A 17426-nucleotide genomic window follows, 5' to 3' on the forward strand; every position below is an offset into this window, starting at 1 on the left:
ATGCCGGGCGCCGGGCAAGCTGATGAACGGCGCTTTGACCTGCGCAACTACCTGCTGGGCAACTGGCAGGTGGACCGCACCTTGCTGGACCGCGGGAACGGCAGCCACGGAACTTTTACCGGCGTCGTTAGCTTCACCGACACCGACGACGGCGGCCTCCGCCTCCACGAAGAAGGCACCGTGCAGTGGTTCCCCGCCAGCGGCGCGGCCTTTGCCGGGCCGGCCAGCCGGGAGTACCTGCTCCGGCCCGCGGCAACGCCGGACACCATGGACGTGTTCTTCGCGGACGGCCGCCCGTTCCACCGCTTCGGCTTCGGCGGCCAGGACCACCGGGATACGCACTGGTGCGATCCCGACACCTACCGGGTCGATTACACGAGGCTCGGCCCGGACGAGTTCCACTACCGCTGGGACGTCACCGGCCCCGCCAAGGACCTGCTCCTCGACTCGGTGCTGCACAGGGCCACGAATCCCCGCATCGTGGTCTCCGCCGTCTGCGTTTTTGACGACGCCGGGCGCCTGCTGACCGTCCGCAAGCGCGGCACGGACAAGTTCATGCACCCGGGAGGCAAACCCGAAGCCGGCGAAACCGCCGCCCAGGCTGCCTCCCGCGAACTCGAGGAGGAAGTGGGAATCGTCGTGGCACCGCAGGACCTGGAGCCCTTCGGCAGCTGGCTGGCGGAGGCCGCGAACGAGGCCGCCACGCAGATCGAGGCCACGGTGTTTACGGCTCCCGGACGCTGGACCGCCCACCCTTCGGCCGAGATCGCCGAGATCCGCTGGCTGGACCTGGCCGCGGCCCTGCCCGACGACCTGGCGCCCCTGCTGACGGATCATGTGCTGCCCCTCCTCGCGGCGAGGGCCAAACAGGGCTAGCGTTCCGGCACCGCTTCCGCAGCCACCGCGGTGGCCTCGGCGAACTGGGTCCGGTAGAGCTCCGCGTAGCGCCCCTCCGCAGCGAGCAGCTCGTTGTGCGTCCCGCGCTCCACAATCCTGCCGTCCTCGACCACCAGGATGGCGTCGGCGGCGCGGATCGTGGAAAGCCGGTGCGCGATCACGACGGCGGTGCGGCCCTCGAGCGCAGCGCCGAGTGCTTCCTGCACCGCGGCTTCGTTGGTCGAGTCCAGCGCGGCCGTGGCCTCGTCGAGGATCACGACGCGCGGCTGGGCGATGAGCAGCCGGGCGATGGTGAGCCGCTGCCGTTCGCCGCCGGAAAGCCGGTAGCCGCGCTCCCCCACCACGGTGTCCAGCCCGTCCGGCAGGGACCGGATCATGTCCTCGAGCCGGGCCTGGCGCAGCACGTCCCACATCAGCTCCTCGCTCGCGCCGGGACGGGCCAGGCGCAGGTTGGAGGCGATGCTCTCGTGGAAGAGGTGCCCGTCCTGGGTGACCATGCCCAGGGTTTGCCGCATCGAATCGAAAGTCAGGTCGCGGACGTCCACGTCGGCGCCGGATCCCGCACCGCCGAAGCGGACGGCGCCCGAATCGACGTCGTAGAGCCGGGAGAGCAGCTGGGCGATGGTGGACTTGCCGGCGCCCGAGGACCCGACCAGGGCCACGGTCTGGCCCGGTTCCACCCGGAAGCTGATGCCGTGCAGCACTTCCTCGCCGCCGCGGGTGTCCAGGGTGGAGACGTCCTCGAGGGAAGCCAGCGAGACCTTGTCCGCTGAGGGGTAGGAGAAGCGGACATTGTCGAACTCCACCGACAGCGGGCCGCGCGGCGACTCCACCGCGTCCGGCTTCTGCTGGATGAGCGGCTTGAGGTCCAGGATCTCGAAGACGCGCTCGAAGCTGACCAGGGCGCTCATGATTTCCACCCGGGCGTTGGACAGGGCGGTGAGCGGGGCGTAGAGGCGGGTCAGGAGCAGCGCCAGCACAACGACGTCGCCCGCGGCGAGCTGCCCGCCGAGGGCCAGCCAGCCGCCCAGGCCGTAGACGAGGGCCAGCGCCAGCGCGGAGACGAGCGTCAGGGCCGTGACGAAGGTGAACTGCAGCATCGCGGTGCGGACGCCGATGTCCCGGACCCGGCCGGCCCGCAGCGCGAACTCGCGGGATTCCTCGTCCGGCCGGCCAAAGAGCTTCACCAGGGTGGCGCCGGGGGCGGAGAATCGTTCGGTCATCTGGGTGCCCATGGCCGCGTTGTGCTCCGCGGCTTCGCGGCGCAGCTCGGCCAGCTTGGAGCCCATCCGGCGGGCCGGAATCAGGAAGATCGGCAGCAGGATCATGGCCAGGACGGTCACCAGCCAGGACTTGTTCAGCATCACCACCAGCGTGAGGGCCAGCGCCACCACATTGCTGACGACGCCGGAGAGCGTGCCGGCGAAGGCGGACTGCGCCCCGATCACATCGTTGTTAAGCCGGCTGACGAGGGCCCCGGTGCGGGTCCGGGTGAAGAACGCGATCGGCATCTTCTGCACGTGGTCGAAGACCTTGGTGCGCAGGTCCACGATAACGCCTTCGCCGATCGTGGAGGACAGCCAGCGCGTCACCAGCCCCAGTCCGGCCTCGGCGACGGCTACCACCGCGATCAGCGCGGCGAGCCAGATCACCGTTCCGGCCGCCGCCTTCGCAATGATCGCGTCCACCACCTGGCCGGCGAGGACCGGCGTAGCGACCGCCAGGACCGCCATCACGATGGAGAGCAGCACAAAGGCGATCAGCCGGGTACGGTGCGGCCGCGCGAAGCCGAAGACGCGTTTGAGGAGTTCCTTGGAGAACGGCTTGGAGCCGGACGAGGCGCGGGTGATGTTGTAGAGGGAGCTCCAGGCAACCCGGTCCATGCTCATGTGTTGGTGCCTTTCGGGGCGCTCGCGCCCTGCAGTTCGGTGACGACGCCGTCGACGACGTGCCAGCGCACGTCCAGGCGCACGTTTTCCAGCAGACGGCGGTCGTGCGTGACCAGCAGCAGGGCGCCGTCGTAGCTCTCGAGGGCTTCCTCGAGCTGTTCGATCGCGGGAAGGTCAAGGTGGTTGGTCGGTTCGTCGAGGACCAGCAGGTTCACGCCGCGGGCCTGCAGCAGGGCCAAGGCTGCGCGGGTCCGTTCGCCGGGCGAGAGCGAATCCACGGTCCGGGAGGTGTGGTCGGCCTTGAGGCCGAACTTGGCCAGCAGGGTGCGGACCTCGGCCGGGGTTTGGTCCGTCAGGACGGCCTCGACGGCGTCGGCAAGTTTGAGACGCCCGGCCAGCAGCCCGCGGGCCTGGTCGATTTCCCCGACCGCCACCGAGGCGCCCATGGAGGCTTTCCCGGCGTCGGGCCGTGTGATCCCTAGCAGGAGGCGCAGCAGGGTGGATTTGCCGGCGCCGTTAGGCCCGGTGATGCCGATCCGTTCGCCGGCGTTGAGCTGCAGGTTCACCGGTCCCAGGGTGAAATCCCCCCGGTGCACGACGGCGTCGCGCAGGGTGGCGACGACGGCGCTGGACCGCGGCGCCGCCCCGATGCTGAACTGCAGCTGCCACTCCTTGCGCGGTTCCTCGACTTCCTCAAGCCGGGCGATCCGGGATTCCATCTGCCGGACCTTCTGGCCCTGCTTTTCGGAGGACTCCGTGCTGGCCGCCCGTCGGATCTTGTCATTGTCCGGGTTTTTCTTCATGGCGTTCCGGACACCCTGGGAGCTCCATTCACGCTGCGTGCGGGCCCGGGAGACGAGGTCGGCCTTGGTGTTGGCGAACTCCTCGTAGCGTTCGCGGGCGTGCCGGCGGGCCACGGCGCGTTCCTCCAGGTAGGCCTCATAGCCGCCGTCGTAGACCGCGACGGCATTCTGCGCGAGGTCCAGTTCCACCACCGTGGTGACGCAGCGGGCCAGGAACTCCCGGTCGTGCGAGACCAGCACCACGCCGCCGCGGAGCCCCTGGACAAAGGACTCCAGCTTGGCCAGGCCGCCCAGGTCCAGGTCGTTGGTGGGCTCGTCCAGCAGCACGATGTCGAAGCGGCTCAGCAGCAGGGCCGCGAGCGCCACCCTGGCGGCCTGACCGCCGGAGAGCCCGGTCATTGCCGCGTCGGGTCCCACCTCGAGGCCCAGCTCCGCCAGTACCGGCGGAATCCGCTCCTCCAGGTCCGCGGCGCCGGAGGCCATCCAGCGGTCGAACGCCGCGGAGTAGGCGTCCTCGGAGCCCGGGGCGCCGGTTCCCAGCGCCTCGGCGGTGGCTTCCATCTCCGCCGTCGCCGGTCCGCAGCCGGTGCGCCGGGCGATGTAGCCGGCGACCGTTTCGCCGTCGATCCGTTCGTGTTCCTGCGGCAGCCAGCCGACGAACGCGTCGGCCGGGGCCAGGCTGACCGTCCCCTCCTGCGGTTCGTCGACGCCGGCGAGCAGCCGCAGCAGCGTGGACTTGCCGGCGCCGTTAGCGCCCACGACGCCGACGACGTCGCCGGGCGCGACGGTGAGGGAGAGTTTGGAGAAGAGTGTGCGGTGGTCGTGACCACCGGAAAGGTCCTTGGCAACAAGGGTTGCAGTCATTAGTCCATTCTCTCACCGAGGGCCAAAACGGACGGCCGCGGGCAGCCGGCCGGGGCTGAAAACCGGCGAAAATTCGCGCAACTGCCGCCGGGCATAGAAGAACCCGCTGGTCCGGACTTGGGGGGTGTACGGACCAGCGGGTTCGAGCATCTAGCATAGTTGAAGTCGCTCCGGCGGTAAAATCGCCGTGGATCCGGCCTTAGGGATCGGGCCGGATGAACGGGCCAACCCCGCACAAACTAAGGGAAACCACCAATGATTCCTGCCCTGCAATGGTCCACGTTGCTCGTCTGCGCACTTGTTGCCCTGTTCCGGATGCCGGCCGCCCTGCGTGGAGAAAACCGCTCCCTCTTCGGCATTTTCGTGCTTGTCACTTTCGCCATGCTCCTCAGCATCGAGTGGAGCTACACACTGGTCGACGGGTTCCTGGGGGGCAACAACTACGCCAACCTGGTGCTGCGCTTCGTCATCTATGGAACCGTCCTGCTGGCCGGGTACAAGATTGCGAAGGGATTCGGGAACGCCAACAGCCTCCGGCTGCTCCTCGGACCGGTCGGTCTGGCCGTGCTGGCTGTGATCGTCCTCGCCACGACGGCGCCGTTCCTGCTGGCAAACACTGCGGGCACCTCCGTGGGGCTATCGACACTGGCGGACCAGAGCCCACCCAACCGCCAGCTTATTGCGCTCTATACGACGGCCGGCCGGCTCTATCCGGCCTTCGTGGCGGCCTGTCTGTTGCCGGCGACCATCAAGACCCTGCGCTCCCGTTTGCCGGGCCTCGTCCGCGGCGGGGCGGCCGTCCTGACGGTCGGATCCGCCGCCATGATCCTGCTGGCCATTAGCGATCTATTGCCCCAGCGCCTGGCCTTCATCCAATACATCATCAGTTCTGCGGCGGTGCTCGGCCTCGTGGTGGGCCTAACCCTGATCTGGTTGGGCAAGGTGGCTGCACGGCGGGCCGCGCGGGCATCCTCCGCACTTGAGGGCTCCCGCCGCGCGCCTGATCAGGCAAACGCCCGGGCTGAAGAATTATGATGATCGGACGGTGGCGGTGCCGGTTGTGGCCAGCAGCGGGCCGCACGGTACTACGTCCCACCACGCCAACTCTCCAGCGGCCCTGCAGGAAGGTATAGATGCCAGTACCCGCCAAAGCGTTTCAACTCTGGCTCCATGGCGCTGCCCCGACGGCCAGCACGGCCGATATCTGCAGGATCTCCGGGGTCAAGCGCACCACTTTGGCCCAGCAACTGGTGCGCGGGAAGGTCGCGGAGACAACCGTCGTCAGCATCAGCCGCGCGCTCGGCATCAACCCCGCCGAGGCCCTCGCAACCTTTGACAACTACGCGGAAATGAAGCAGCTGGCCCAGCGCCCCACCGCGGCGGAACTCGTCAGCCAGGTCGCCACCATGGATCTGCTGCGAGCCGTGATTGAACGCTCTTCCGCCGGCGTATCCCAGGCAGGCCAGACGCCGCACGCGCTTAGCCCGGCCCCGCACGCCACCTCGGTGCGCAACTGGGTGGACGCGATCGACGACGGCGAGCTCCGCCACCGGGTCTCCGCCGCCACGGGCATCGCCCCCCAAAACTATTCGGCCCAGTTGACAGCCAACCGGCTCTCGCCGGAACTGGCGGTCGCAACCTCACGGGCCGCAGGCGTCGGCTTCACGGGCGGTCTGGTGGCAACCGGGCTGATCACCGAGGCCGAGGCCGGATGGCCCTCGGATGCCCGGCAGTCCGCCCTGGACGCGCTTTCCGACGGCGAACTGGCCACCTTGGCCGGCGAACGGCTGCAAACCCTGGGCAAGGCCCTGCGCCGCCAGGAGCTGGAACAGGCGCAGACCGAGAAGATCTGGGAGAACCTCGGATGATCGAGATCCTTCAATGGTCCACCTTGGTCATCTGCGCCGCCCTGGCCCTGGCCAGGATCCCGAGTGCCCTCCGCGGCGAGAACCGCCTGCTCCTGGGCATCCTGCTGCTGATGACCTTCGCGATCCTGCTCAGCATCCAGGCGCCTTATGTGGCAATCGACCAGGCGCTGGGCGGCCGCAACTTGGCCAACCTGATCCTCCGCTTTATCATTTTCGGCGCCATCCTCCTGGTGGGCATCCGCGTCGCGAGGGCATTCGGGGCATGCCGGGCGCTGAAGCTGATCACCGGCCGTGCCGGGGCCGTTGCCTTCACCATTGCCGGCGTCGCCGTGGTTGTGGCGTTCCTGCTGATGGACACGGCGGGGTCCTCAGCCGGGCTGACCTCGGTTGCAGCGCTGGACGCCCACAACGCCGCGCTGGTCGAGTACTACGGGGCGGCGGGAAGGCTTTATCCCAGCTACGTCTCGCTGGTCCTCCTGCCGGCAACGCTCGGGGCGTTCCGCAGCCGCCTCCCGGCACTGATCCGGACGGCGGCCCTGCTCCTGTCCGTGGGAACGGTGGCCATCGCACTCAGCCTGCTATCCCCGGTCATCCCGCCGGGGCTGGGCATCCTGCGGTTTATCGTCAACTACACGGCTGTCCTCTGCTACGTGGTGGGAATGGCCTTGATCTGGATCGCCAAGCTCCGGGCCCACCCGTCACCGCGGACCCGGCAGCCCGATCCAGCGGCCACCGTCCCGGACTAGGAGTGCAGAAGAATGGCAGTCCTTCAGTGGGGCACGCTGATCGTTTGCGGCATCGCAACGCTCGTCCGCGTCCCCGATGCCGTGCGCGGGCACAATCGGGCAGTCTTCGGGATCCTCTTCCTGGCCACGGTCTGCAGCCTGCTCAGCATTCCAGAACCCTACTCGGCGATCGACAGGGTGCTGGGAGGCTGGAATCTGGCCAACCTGCTCCTTCGCTTCATCGTCTTCGGAATGGTCTTCCTGGTGGGGCTTCGGCTGGCCAAGGGTCTTGGTGCCGCCCGCGCCCGGCGCCTGATCACCGGCCCTGCCGGGCGCTGGGGGCTGGCCGCGGCGTGCCTCGCGGTGACCGCGACCTTCCTGCTGATGGATACCGGCGGTTCCTCGGCCGGGCTTGAAGCGCACTCGGACGACAGTGCGCTGAAGGCCGCCCTTGCACCGCTCTACGCGGCAGCCGGGCGCAGCTACCCGGCCCTCGTCTCGCTGATCCTGTTGCCGCCGCTTATGGCCGCTATCATGACGCGCCTGCCTTGGCTGGTTCGGGCCGGAGCCGCGCTGACCCTGCTGGGTGCCGCCGCGGCGATCGCCAGCGTGCCGGCGTCTTTCGCTCCAGGCCAGTGGGATTCGGCCCGGATGCTCGTCAACTACGTTGCAGTGCTCGGCTACGTGCTGGGACTGCTCGCCTTCTGGTTTTCCGGCCAAATCTCCCGGCCCGGACATAACACTCCTGCAACGTTCCGTAAGAAGTAGCCGCCGGTGTTCACAAAATCATTAGAGCGTGAGAGAATCACAAATGTGTGAAAACGCCAGCCGGCTTCGTGAATGGGGATTCAGTCTTACGAAGCCGAGCGAAACGTCAAAGCGCCATTGGGGGGATGAGTGGTAGCGGTCCGGAAGGACCGCTCCCACTCAGCCTGTTTAACGGGCCGGTAGCCGCCCGGCTGGCCCTCAGGCGTCAGCGCTGGAACCGCAGGCTCACCAGCTGGAAGGGCCGCAGCTCCAGGTCCGCGGCGCCGTCACGGACCGTCACCCCGGGCGCCTCCACCGGCCGCTCCAAAAGATCCACGGTGTGCACCCCCGTGGCTGTGAAGTTGGCCGACACCGTGCCGGAGGAACGTTCGCCGAAGGATTCGTAGAGCCGCACGATCACGTCGCCCGAGCCGTCCTCGGCAAGTTTGACCGCTTCGACCACAAGGGCGGGATGGGAGACAGAGACTAGCGGCTCCACTCCGCGGGCCCCCTTGACCACCCGCGGTGCGAGGTTGGTGCGGTAGCCCTCCTCGACGGCGTCGGCAATGGCGGCGCCGGGCCGCACGGTGACGGTCAGTTCGTGCGGGCCGCGGTCCGCGTTCGGGTCCGGGAACTTGGGCGCCCGCAGCAGCGAGACCCGGACCGTGGTGGTGGTGCCGCCGTCGTCGTCGCGGATGGCGCGGGTGACGTCATGGCCGTAACTCGCGCCGTTGGAGACCGCGACGCCGTAGCCGGGCTCGGCCACGTGGATCCAGCGGTGCGCGCAGATCTCGAATTTGGCCGCCTCCCACGAGGTGTTGAGGTGGGTGGGCCGGAAGACGTGGCCGAACTGGGTCTCCGAGGCGGAGCGGTCGGCCCGGACGTCAAAGGCGAAGCCGAGCTTGAGCAGCTTCTCGCGTTCCTGCCAGTCCACCGCGGTGGAGACGGCCAGCGACGGCGCGCCCGGTTCCAGCCGAATCCGCTGGGTCACGGCGGAGGCGCCGGCCAGCCGCTCCACCACAACGACGGCGGCGTGCCCGTCGCGTTCCAGCGTCACGGAGCGGGCCTCGGTCAGTGCGGTGACATTGCGGCGGTAGAACGCGTCGATGTCCCAGGCGTCCCATTCGTTCGGGGTGTCCCGGTGCAGTTCGAGGAGGTTGCCGAACTCCCCCGGCGCAATCGCCTCGCGGCCGCTGGCGTGGTCCGTAAGCGACACCAGCAGGCCGTGGTCGTTGACCTCGGCGCGGATGATCCCGTTGTCCAGCACAAAGCCGCCGCCGGCATCCGCGGACTGCACGGGCGCAGCTGCGCGGACAGGGACGGCGGCGGCGAGCGCCGGGACGCCGAGGCGGCCGTGCGGGGCTGCGTTGAGCAGGAACTCCTCACTTCCCTCCCCCAGCAGGGCCGCGGCGGCCTCGGCGATGATCGCCTCCAGGTCCCGGGCGACGGCGTCGTAGTTCCGTTCGGCGTCCTGGTGCACCCAGGCGATCGAGCTGCCCGGCAGGATGTCGTGGAACTGCTGCAGCAGCACCAGCCGCCAGAGACGCTTGAGCTCGGCCGCCGGGTAGCGGGCACCGGCGCGGACGGCCGCCGTGGCGCACCACAGCTCGGCCTCCCTGAGCAGGTGTTCGCTGCGCCGGTTGCCCCGTTTGGTGTTCGCCTGGCTGGTGTAGGTGCCCCGGTGCAGTTCGAGGTACATTTCGCCCACCCAGACGGGGAGCCCCGGGTATTCGGTCTCGGCGTCGGCGAAGAAGTCCGCGGCCGCGCCGAGCCGGACCCGGGGGGAACCCTCGAGGTCCGCGGTGCGCCGTGCCGCGGCGAGCATTTCGCGGGTGGGTCCGCCGCCGCCGTCGCCGTAGCCGAAGGGGAGCAGTGACATGGTGCCGCGGCCGTGGTCACGGTAGTTGCGCTCCGCGTGCGCGAGTTCCCGGCCGCTGATTTCGGAACTGTAGGTGTCCACCGGGGGGAAGTGCGTGAAGATCCGGGTGCCGTCGATTCCTTCCCAGTTGAAGGTGTGGTGCGGCATCCGGTTGACCTGGTTCCAGGAGATCTTCTGGGTCAGGAACCAGCGGCTTCCGGCGGCCTTGACGATCTGCGGCATGGCGGCAGAGTAGCCGAAGGTGTCGGGTAGCCACGCCTCCCGGCACTCGACGCCGAACTCGGCAAGGAAGAAGCTCTTGCCTTCCAGGAACTGGCGGGCCATGGCTTCACCGCCGGGCATGTTGCTGTCCGATTCGACCCACATGCCGCCCACCGGGACGAACTGGCCGGTCTTGGCCTTCTCCCGGATGCGCTCGAAGAGCTCGGGGTAGTACTCCTTGATCCAGGCCAGCTGCTGCGCCGAGGAGCAGGAGAACACGAACCCGGGGTCCTCGTCCATCAGCGCAACGACGTTGGAGAACGTTCGCGCGCACTTGCGGATGGTTTCCCGGACCGGCCACAGCCAGGCGGAGTCGATATGCGCGTGCCCGGTGGCGAGGAGCTGGTGGGCCGAGGCGTAGGCCGGTCGGGCCAGCACGTCGGCGAGCGCCGCACGGGCCGCCGCCGCCGTGCCCGGCACGTCGTCGGGGTCCATCACGTCGAGCATCCGTTCGAGCGCGCGGAGGATCTCATGCCGCCGCGGCAGTTCCATCGGCAGTTCGTGCATCAGACCGCGGAGGGTCCAGATGTCCTGCTGCAGCTCCCAGACGGCCCGGTTGAGCTCGGCGATGACGATCGGACCCAGCCGGTACTGCGGCTCGGACCCGGCGGTCGCCTTGTCGCCGTAGGGGGTGGCCGCGAAGGTCCAGCCCTGGGACAGGTCCGGGTTGGCCGCCGCCTCGACGTAGAAGTCCACGGACATCCCGCTGCCCAGCAGCTTCAGGGGAATGTACTGGTTCCGCGGCGAGATCGCCTTGATCACGGTCCCGTCGGCCCGCCAGGCGGTGCCCTCGCACTGGAAGCCCGGCAGGTCGCTGCTAAAGCCCAGGTCCACCAGGATTTCCACGGTCGTGTCCGGTGCGTTGCCCCAGGAGTCGGGCACGTCTCCCTGCAGCCGCAGCCACTTGGTGCTCCAGGGCCTCCCCCAGGCTTCCCCCTGCGCCTGCGGCGTAAAGTGTTGCCGCAGCGCCTCCAGCGCCGGGACCGGTTCCCCCGGCGCGTCCCAGCTGCTCAGCGTGAGCGGCGCTGTGCGCGGGTAGACCGCGGGGGTGATGCGTTCGCGCAGAAAGCGGTCCAGCCGGACTTCCGTGAGACGGCGGTCGTCGTGCAATGTGATCCTCTTCGCGCTGGTGCCGGTGGTTCGTGATCAGTTCGGGTCGCGTGTCCAGTCGATGGATAAAATCTACGTCGGCCGCCGCGGTTAAGCCAACGCAGGCCTAGGCGGTTTCTTCCGGCGGGGAAATGCGTTCGTGGCCGGCGTAGACATTGATCGTGGTGCCCCGGCTGAACCCGGCCAGCGTCATCCCGCTGGCCTCGGCCAGTTCCACCGCCAGGCTGGAGGGCGCGCTGACGGCAGCGAGCACCGGGATCCCGGCCAGCGCCGCCTTCTGCACCAGTTCGAAGGACGCCCTGCCGGAGACCTGGAGCACGGTGCCGCTGAGGGGCAGCAGGCCTTCCCGCAACGCCCAGCCCACGACCTTGTCCACCGCGTTGTGGCGGCCAACGTCCTCGCGCAGGCAAAGGAGCTCGGCGTCGCCGTCGTCGGAAATCCGGAAAAGTCCCGCGGCGTGGACGCCGCCGGTGACGTCGAAGACGGCCTGGGCTTCGCGCAGCCGGTCCGGCAGCGAGGCGAGTGTCTGCACTGCGACGGTCACCGGGTCGCCGGCGGGGCTGAAGTGCGAGGACTTGTGCACGGCGTCGATCGAGTCGGTGCCGCAGATCCCGCAGGAGCTGGAGGTGAAAAAGTTGCGCCCGGTGTCGGGCTGGACGACGTCGGGGCGCAGCTGCGCCTCCACCACGTTAAACGTCTGGGTGCCGTCCTCGTCCTCGCCGGCGCAGAACCGCAGCGAGACGAGCTGCTCCGGTTCCCAGATGACCCCCTCGGAGACCAGGAACCCGGCGACGAGGTCGAAGTCGCTGCCCGGCGTCCGCATCGTGACGGAGTAGGAGAGGCTGCCGAGCCGGATTTCGAGCGGCTCCTCGACCGCCAGCACGTCCTCCCGGTGCCGGACCGGGAACTCCAGCGCCTGCGGCGAGCCGTCCAGGACAAATTTGTGCACCTTGCGGCGCTGTGTCACGCGGCCCATCGGATACTCCTCATCAGCATTGCATTTAGGTCCGGCCGCCCTTGGCGGACCGCCCCTGGATCCATCATGACCTGCCCCCGCGCCTCAGCCAAGCAGCGCGCTCCAGTCCACCGGGCCGTCCGCGGCCGGCTTCCGGGCGGCACGTTTCGTGGCCGGCTTCGCGGCCGCCTTGTCCAGGGCGGCCTGGGGCAGGGCCGCGCCCCACGGCAGCGCGAACGCCTGCACCGGCTCGCCCAGCTGCACGCCGTGCGGCGGGACCACCAGAACGCCGTCGGCGGCGGCGAGTCCGCGCATCATGCCCGGGCCGGTGTGCTGCGCCGGCGACGCCATCCCGTAGAGCATGCGGAACGGCATCAGCCGCGTCCGGCCCGGGTCGGGATCGATCATGGTGCCACACGGGACCTCGACCACCGGCGGCGCAGAGCGGTGCCCAAGGGCGGCCAGCAGCGGAGCGCCGAGAGTGGACAGCGCCATCATGGCCGCCAGTGGATTCCCTGGCAGCCCGATCACAAAGCGCCCGTCCGGCAGTTCGGCCAACACGGCAGGGTGGCCCGGACGCATGGCGATACCGTCGATGAGCAGTCGGCCGCCCAGTTCCGCGACCGTGCGCCGCAGGTGGTCGGTGCCGGAGCGGCCGGTGCCGCCGGTGGTGATGACGACGTCGGCCGGCAGCGGCTCCGCGGCGTCACCGGCGGCCGTGCCCGGCTCCGCGGCGTCGGTATCCTCAAGGGCCGCGAGCCAGTCAGCGTCGGCGTCGCCGATCTTGACCTCACCGGCGAAGGTCCCGCCGAGCATTTCCACGACGGCGGCCAGCTGCGGCCCGAAGGTATCCCGTACCTCGCCCGGTTGGGGGACGCCGCTGCTGACGACTTCGGAACCGGTGAACACGAGCCGGACGACGGCCTTGCCCAGTACCGGCAGCGCGTCGTGTCCGGCGAGGGCGGCCAGGGCCAGGTGTGCGGGGTTAAGGACGGCGCCTGCCTTGATGAGCAAGTCGCCGGCGGCGGCCTCCTCCGCGGCTTTGCGGATGTGGTCACCGTTGCGCGGTTCCCCGGGCTTGGCCCCGCCGCCGAGTTTGAGGACCGGCAGCCCGTCTTCGTCCGGGGCGATCACGCCGCTCTCGCTGCGGAGCACGGCCTTTGCGCCCGCCGGGATCAGCCCGCCGGTGGCGATCGGGCTTGCCTGGTGCGGGGCCAGCCGCTGGCCTGGTTCGGCGAGGATCCAGGGGCCGCTGCCGTTGACGGCCCAGCCGTCCATCGCCGAGGAGGCGTAGTGCGGCATGTCGTGCAGCGCCGTCAGGTCTTCCGCCAGCGTCCGTCCCAGGGCATGCCGGAGCGGCACCGGCGCGGCCGGGATGGGGGTGGCGCAGTCGAAGGCCAGCTGCCGTGCCTCCTGCCAGCCGTGCGCGAGGTGCCGGTGTGGAGCCTCGGCCGGGTCCCCGGAGGCCCCGTCCTCGGCGCCGGCACTGCTGCTGGGCGGCTCAGGCGTCATGCCCCGGGTGCCTCGGCGGCGGCGTATTCCTTCGCGAGTTTCCGGGCCACGCCCATGGCGGCTTGCATGGACACGCTGTCCGGCGCCTGCCCGGAACCGGAGGCCAGCCCGGCCGCGAACCCGGCAATAAAGGTCGTCAGCGGAGCTGCGGGTCGGACGACGGAGTGCGCGGCAACTCCGGCGAGCCCCAGCACTTCGTTGATGTCGATTTCGACGTCCTCGAGTTCCAGGGCCTGGAGCAGTGCCCGGCACCAGTCCTCCAGCGTCTCATCCTGGCTTTTCACCGTTTGCCTCCAAAGTCGAATTCGGCCGCCCGTTTCCGGACCGGCCTGGACCGGGGTCTGATACCCCCAGGGCGGAAGCGTCATCCCAGGTGTCCACGTCGTCAGTGGAACCCGGCGGAACCGGAACCGTCCGCAGTTCAAGACTAGCAAGCAGGGCGAAGACGGAGCCCCCCTCGAGGGCGTTGCGCCGGGCCGCGTCGCCGACGGCGCGTTGTAGCGCGGCCGTGCGATAAAGGCCGGCGAGGGGCTGGGTGCGTCCGTCCGGCGCCACTGCCATGACCCCGTCACGGCCGCCGCCCGGACCTTCGGCCGGGCCGTCCGCCGCCGCCAGCAGGGCGCCGACGGCGGCGGCGACCCTCGGCATGTCGCAGGCGAGCACCAGGGTCTGGGCCGCCGGTCCACCCGCTGCCTGCTCCCCGGCCCCGGCATGCTCTCCGGCCAGGGCCGCGAGGCCTGCGGCGATGGCGGCTGCGGGTCCGGAGAACGGGGGCTCCTCGCGGCAACGAAGCACCTGAGGCGGGAGGCCGCCCAGTTCCGGCCCGACCACCACGATCCGGCGGGCCCCGCCGGCCGCCTTGAGGGTAAGGTCCAGCAAGCTGGTGCCGGTTGCCGCCAGCCGGGCCTTGGGCACGCCGCCGAGGCGGGTTGACCTGCCCCCGGCGAGGATAACGGCGTCGAATTCCACCCGCCCAGCCTAGCCGCAGCGGCGGGCAACGGGCGTCAGCTCGGGATGCTCAGTGTGCCTTTTCGGGAAGCAGGAACGGGTCCCAGGCCGGGGCGGGCTTCTCCAGCTCCTTGATCTGCCAGATGGTGCCCTTGGGCGGGCCGGGAAGGAAGCCGAGTTTCCAGCCCATTTCCCCGGGTGTATGGTCCCCCTTGGCATTGTTGCAGCGCAGGCAGGCGGCGACGAGGTTTTCCCACGAATCCGCGCCGCCCCGGGACTTGGGCTGGACATGGTCGATGGTGTGGGCCGCCTTGCCGCAGTAGGCGCAGCGGTGGTTGTCGCGGCGCAGCACCCCCCTGCGGCTGACCGCCGTCAGAGTGTTGTAGCGCGGCCTGATGTACCTGTTCAGCAGGATCACGGAGGGCCGGCCGAGGATATCCTGCGGGCCCACCACGGGATCGTCGCCTTCGGCCACCACACTGGCCTTCCCCGTCAGCACAAGGACCAGCGCCCGGCGGAAGGTGACTACCGCCAGCGGTTCATATCCAGCATTCAGAACGAGAGTGCGCATCCGCATACCTCTTCACGGCCGCACCCGCCAGGGGCACGAGGGCCGGCTGCCCTGTGCATGGTCGGGCTATGGATCGACACCACAAGAGTAAACACGGCAGGCCAGGTTTACCGAATTTTGTTTCGGCGCGCCCCCGCGGCTGGGTCCGCCGCAGGGTCCGGGGGGCGGGTCGGCACTGCGCCCCGGGCAACGCAAAGGACCCCTGCCGCGGGCAGGGGTCCTTCACGATGCTTCCGGCGGGCGCCGGGATTCAGTCTTAGCCGCCGACGCGGATGAAGACCGGGCCGGAGCCGACGTTGACGCTGTACAGCGCGGTGGTTCCGCCGTTCCAGCCGCCGTGGACGGCCATGCCGTTGCCGACGTAAACAGCGATGTGGGCCATGCCCATGCCGCCGTTCTGGTAGTAGGCGAGGTCGCCCGGCTGAGCTTCAGCAGCGCTCACGGTGCGGCCCAGGGACAGGTAACCTGCCGGCCAGCCGTGGTAGTTGATGCCAACTGCGGCCAGCGCGTTGGTGGCCAGCATGGTGCAGTCCTGGGAGACACCGATCTGCGCGTAGGCAGCAGCGGCGATCGAAGCGCCCATGCCGCTGACAGCAGCCGGAGCCTTCGTGGCCAGGGAGGCGGTCACCGCGTTGCCGGTGGAAGCGGCAGCTTCCTTGACCTTGACGACGGGCTTGGGAGCCTCGACGGGGGCCGGTGCGGTGGTAACAGCGGGCTTCTCGTAGGAGATCGCGATGCTGGAGGCCGCGGAGATCGTGGCCGGTGAGGTGGACTGCACTTCCAGGGCGGAAGCGGAGGTCGACTCGCGCTGAACGTTGGTCTCGGCAGCGTTGGCTGCGATACCGCTGGTCAGCACCAGGCCGGAGGCTGCAGCGATAACCGCAGCCTGGCGACCCATACCACCGGCGTTGTCGCCGACGGCCTTAGCAATGACAGCCAGCGAGTTGGTCTTGGTGACCTCCGCGCGGTGGCGTGCAATGGTTGCACGAGTAGTCATTCAGTTCTCTCTTTCGTGATCCTTTTGTCCGCGCTCAATTCAGGCGGGACTGAGGACGCTCCGGCATCTTGGGGGTACGCCGGATCGCCCCGAAACGGGTTTCTTTAGCGAAGGGTGTACTGCGAAGACGCGCCAAAAGCGGGAACTGCGTTGTGAGATCCAGTCCGGGCGCCGACAAGGGCAGCGCGGAGCATGGAGTTCAGCGGGCTCAACTGAGCCTCGCCAGCGCGAGAACGCGCAGCATTGTGGCGTGAAGACACGAAAGTAGCCTCTCCCAATGCCTACGAGGTGAGCTGTCGGATTCGGATGGGAGTCACCCGGCCGCGCCGCTTCCTGGGAAGCTTTGCGACTTAACCCCAAGGTCTTCTTGCGAAGACCAAAATTGGTTCCCCCGCCCCTGCCAGACGATGTCATGCGAACGGACCTTGAGCGGTGGCAGAGTTAGGCAATCCACTCAAGAGCGCCAACTTCGGAGAAGTTGGCGTGCTTCATACGGTACAGCAGTTGGGACTCAATGTCACATTCAGATCACGGCGTGTCACAGAAATGCGAGTGGTCCCTCGGCTCGGCTTAGAGCCAGCCCAGCGGATCAACGACTTCCCCGTTGACCATCACCTCGAAGTGGAGGTGGCAGCCGGTGGAGGCGCCGGTGGTGCCGCTCATCGCCACCACGTCGCCGCGGGAAACCTGCTGGCCCACGCGGACAGTGGAGGACGACAAGTGGTTGTACGTGGTCTCCAGGCCATTGCCATGGTCGATCACGACGCGGTTGCCGCCCCCGTAGGGGTGCCAGCCGGTAAAGGTTACGGTGCCGCTGGCCGCGGCATGCACGGCGGTGCCGCACTGGGCGGCGTAGTCCTGCCCGCGGTGGAATTCCCCGACGGCGCCCGTGATGGGACTGATCCGATAGCCGAAGGGCGAGGCGGTGACCATCGTGTCCAGCGGGTGGCCGAGGCTGCCGGCCGAGGCCGCCCGGGTGATCGTGCTGGCGGACTGGGCGCTGAGCAGCTGCTTCAGCTTGCCGTCCGGGTCGCCCTTGGTGGTGACGGCTGTGCGGTTGAAGTCAATCTGGGCAGCGGAGGCCTTGACTTCGGGCTGCGCCGCGGCGGAAACCGAGCCGGTCTTGGCGGAGTCCGTGGAGTCGGTGGCCATCACTGGGCCGGTGGCCGGGACTGTGAAGGTGAGGACCAGGCCGGTGGCCGCCAGGGCGATGCCGGCTTTCTGCCCGACGCCGCTGACAGCGGCAAAGTCGGTTATCTGACGGAACGCACTGCGCCGGCCGCGGCGTTCGTCGCGGTGCGCGTCACGCGGGCGCCCGGCGGTTACGACGGCGGCCGGGCGCGGCTCCGGAGCGGGACCGGTCGCACGACGGCGGCCCCTGACGGTCTCGGTGGTCAACT

15 protein-coding genes, 1 pseudogene and 1 riboswitch are annotated in these 17426 nt (G+C 69.1%); of the genes and pseudogenes, 6 read left to right on the forward strand and 10 right to left on the reverse strand.

Going from position 1 to position 17426, the window contains the following annotated elements:
- Together AC6I9V_RS05055 and AC6I9V_RS05060 are read left to right on the forward strand one after the other, a co-directional pair.
- Positions 1-462 (forward strand): annotated as a pseudogene (locus AC6I9V_RS05055) (DUF6314 family protein); the annotation flags it as partial.
- Positions 454-876 (forward strand): NUDIX hydrolase, encoded by a 423-nt coding sequence (locus tag AC6I9V_RS05060; RefSeq protein ID WP_497900258.1) that lies wholly within the window; start codon positions 454-456, stop codon positions 874-876. The pseudogene AC6I9V_RS05055 and the gene AC6I9V_RS05060, both read left to right, overlap by 9 nt.
- On the opposite strand, the gene AC6I9V_RS05065 is transcribed toward AC6I9V_RS05060, so the two are convergent.
- Together AC6I9V_RS05065 and AC6I9V_RS05070 are read right to left on the reverse strand one after the other, a co-directional pair.
- Positions 873-2786, reverse strand: a complete 1914-nt coding sequence (locus AC6I9V_RS05065) for an ABC transporter ATP-binding protein (protein WP_497898574.1) — start codon at positions 2784-2786, stop codon at positions 873-875. The genes AC6I9V_RS05060 and AC6I9V_RS05065 overlap by 4 nt on opposite strands.
- Complete coding sequence (locus AC6I9V_RS05070; protein WP_349413061.1) at positions 2783-4453, reverse strand: ABC-F family ATP-binding cassette domain-containing protein; 1671 nt, start codon at positions 4451-4453, stop codon at positions 2783-2785. The genes AC6I9V_RS05065 and AC6I9V_RS05070 overlap by 4 nt, the downstream gene beginning before the upstream one ends.
- 255 nt (positions 4454-4708) lie before the next feature.
- Here AC6I9V_RS05070 and AC6I9V_RS05075 point away from each other — a divergent pair, with 255 nt between their 5' ends.
- The 4 genes from AC6I9V_RS05075 to AC6I9V_RS05090 all read left to right on the forward strand — a co-directional run bounded on the left by AC6I9V_RS05075 (position 4709) and on the right by AC6I9V_RS05090 (position 7814).
- Positions 4709-5488: a hypothetical protein gene (locus AC6I9V_RS05075; RefSeq protein ID WP_349413060.1), complete on the forward strand. Its 780-nt coding sequence runs from the start codon at positions 4709-4711 to the stop codon at positions 5486-5488.
- 98 nt (positions 5489-5586) lie between these two features.
- Positions 5587-6321, forward strand: a complete 735-nt coding sequence (locus AC6I9V_RS05080) for a hypothetical protein (RefSeq protein ID WP_349413059.1) — start codon at positions 5587-5589, stop codon at positions 6319-6321.
- The gene (locus tag AC6I9V_RS05085) at positions 6318-7067 is read left to right on the forward strand and encodes a hypothetical protein (protein ID WP_497898575.1); all 750 of its coding nucleotides are present in this window, start codon (positions 6318-6320) and stop codon (positions 7065-7067) included. Before AC6I9V_RS05080 ends, AC6I9V_RS05085 begins: the two co-directional genes overlap by 4 nt.
- A 12-nt stretch (positions 7068-7079) precedes the next feature.
- Positions 7080-7814 carry a hypothetical protein gene (locus AC6I9V_RS05090; RefSeq protein ID WP_497898576.1) on the forward strand — a complete coding sequence of 245 codons (735 nt, stop codon included), beginning with the start codon at positions 7080-7082 and terminating at the stop codon, positions 7812-7814.
- Between the two features lie 205 nt (positions 7815-8019).
- Here the strand turns inward: AC6I9V_RS05090 and AC6I9V_RS05095 are convergent, their stop codons facing one another.
- From AC6I9V_RS05095 to AC6I9V_RS05130, 8 genes are all read right to left on the reverse strand, one after another.
- Complete coding sequence (locus AC6I9V_RS05095; protein WP_497898577.1) at positions 8020-11043, reverse strand: alpha-mannosidase; 3024 nt, start codon at positions 11041-11043, stop codon at positions 8020-8022.
- 106 nt (positions 11044-11149) lie between these two features.
- Positions 11150-12019, reverse strand: coding sequence for a formate dehydrogenase accessory sulfurtransferase FdhD (gene fdhD, locus AC6I9V_RS05100; protein WP_497898578.1), 870 nt, complete (start codon positions 12017-12019; stop codon positions 11150-11152).
- A gap of 84 nt (positions 12020-12103) precedes the next feature.
- Positions 12104-13510 carry a molybdopterin molybdotransferase MoeA gene (locus AC6I9V_RS05105; RefSeq protein ID WP_497898579.1) on the reverse strand — a complete coding sequence of 469 codons (1407 nt, stop codon included), beginning with the start codon at positions 13508-13510 and terminating at the stop codon, positions 12104-12106.
- A complete protein-coding gene (locus tag AC6I9V_RS05110) occupies positions 13507-13794 on the reverse strand; it encodes a DUF6457 domain-containing protein (protein WP_349413053.1) in 288 nt (95 codons plus the stop codon). The genes AC6I9V_RS05105 and AC6I9V_RS05110 overlap by 4 nt, the downstream gene beginning before the upstream one ends.
- Positions 13778-14479 carry a molybdenum cofactor guanylyltransferase gene (gene mobA / locus AC6I9V_RS05115; protein ID WP_497898580.1) on the reverse strand — a complete coding sequence of 234 codons (702 nt, stop codon included), beginning with the start codon at positions 14477-14479 and terminating at the stop codon, positions 13778-13780. Before mobA ends, AC6I9V_RS05110 begins: the two co-directional genes overlap by 17 nt.
- Before the next feature lie 49 nt (positions 14480-14528).
- On the reverse strand, positions 14529-15029 hold the full coding sequence (locus AC6I9V_RS05120) for an HNH endonuclease (RefSeq protein ID WP_349413051.1): 501 nt from the start codon (positions 15027-15029) through the stop codon (positions 14529-14531).
- 256 nt (positions 15030-15285) lie between these two features.
- Entirely contained in the window at positions 15286-16026 is a 741-nt protein-coding gene (locus AC6I9V_RS05125; protein WP_349413050.1) for an NlpC/P60 family protein, read from the reverse strand.
- A 264-nt stretch (positions 16027-16290) separates the two neighbouring features.
- A riboswitch (cyclic di-AMP (ydaO/yuaA leader) is annotated at positions 16291-16449 on the reverse strand.
- Between the two features lie 147 nt (positions 16450-16596).
- Positions 16597-17424 (reverse strand): M23 family metallopeptidase, encoded by an 828-nt coding sequence (locus tag AC6I9V_RS05130; RefSeq protein WP_349413049.1) that lies wholly within the window; start codon positions 17422-17424, stop codon positions 16597-16599.
- Positions 17425-17426 lie beyond the last annotated feature (2 nt).

It is taken from the genome of Arthrobacter sp. SlRoot2-15, from assembly GCF_059739345.1.

What these genes read in the sequence shown, in the direction of transcription:
- AC6I9V_RS05065 (WP_497898574.1), bottom strand. Translation starts at nt 2,786, where the DNA reads ATGAGCATGGACCGGGTTGCCTGGAGCTCCCTCTACAACATCACCCGC.
- AC6I9V_RS05070 (WP_349413061.1), bottom strand. Translation starts at nt 4,453, where the DNA reads ATGACTGCAACCCTTGTTGCCAAGGACCTTTCCGGTGGTCACGACCAC.
- AC6I9V_RS05075 (WP_349413060.1), top strand. Translation starts at nt 4,709, where the DNA reads ATGATTCCTGCCCTGCAATGGTCCACGTTGCTCGTCTGCGCACTTGTT.
- AC6I9V_RS05080 (WP_349413059.1), top strand. Translation starts at nt 5,587, where the DNA reads ATGCCAGTACCCGCCAAAGCGTTTCAACTCTGGCTCCATGGCGCTGCC.
- AC6I9V_RS05085 (WP_497898575.1), top strand. Translation starts at nt 6,318, where the DNA reads ATGATCGAGATCCTTCAATGGTCCACCTTGGTCATCTGCGCCGCCCTG.
- AC6I9V_RS05090 (WP_497898576.1), top strand. Translation starts at nt 7,080, where the DNA reads ATGGCAGTCCTTCAGTGGGGCACGCTGATCGTTTGCGGCATCGCAACG.
- fdhD (WP_497898578.1), bottom strand. Translation starts at nt 12,019, where the DNA reads ATGGGCCGCGTGACACAGCGCCGCAAGGTGCACAAATTTGTCCTGGAC.
- AC6I9V_RS05105 (WP_497898579.1), bottom strand. Translation starts at nt 13,510, where the DNA reads ATGACGCCTGAGCCGCCCAGCAGCAGTGCCGGCGCCGAGGACGGGGCC.
- AC6I9V_RS05120 (WP_349413051.1), bottom strand. Translation starts at nt 15,029, where the DNA reads ATGCGCACTCTCGTTCTGAATGCTGGATATGAACCGCTGGCGGTAGTC.
- AC6I9V_RS05125 (WP_349413050.1), bottom strand. Translation starts at nt 16,026, where the DNA reads ATGACTACTCGTGCAACCATTGCACGCCACCGCGCGGAGGTCACCAAG.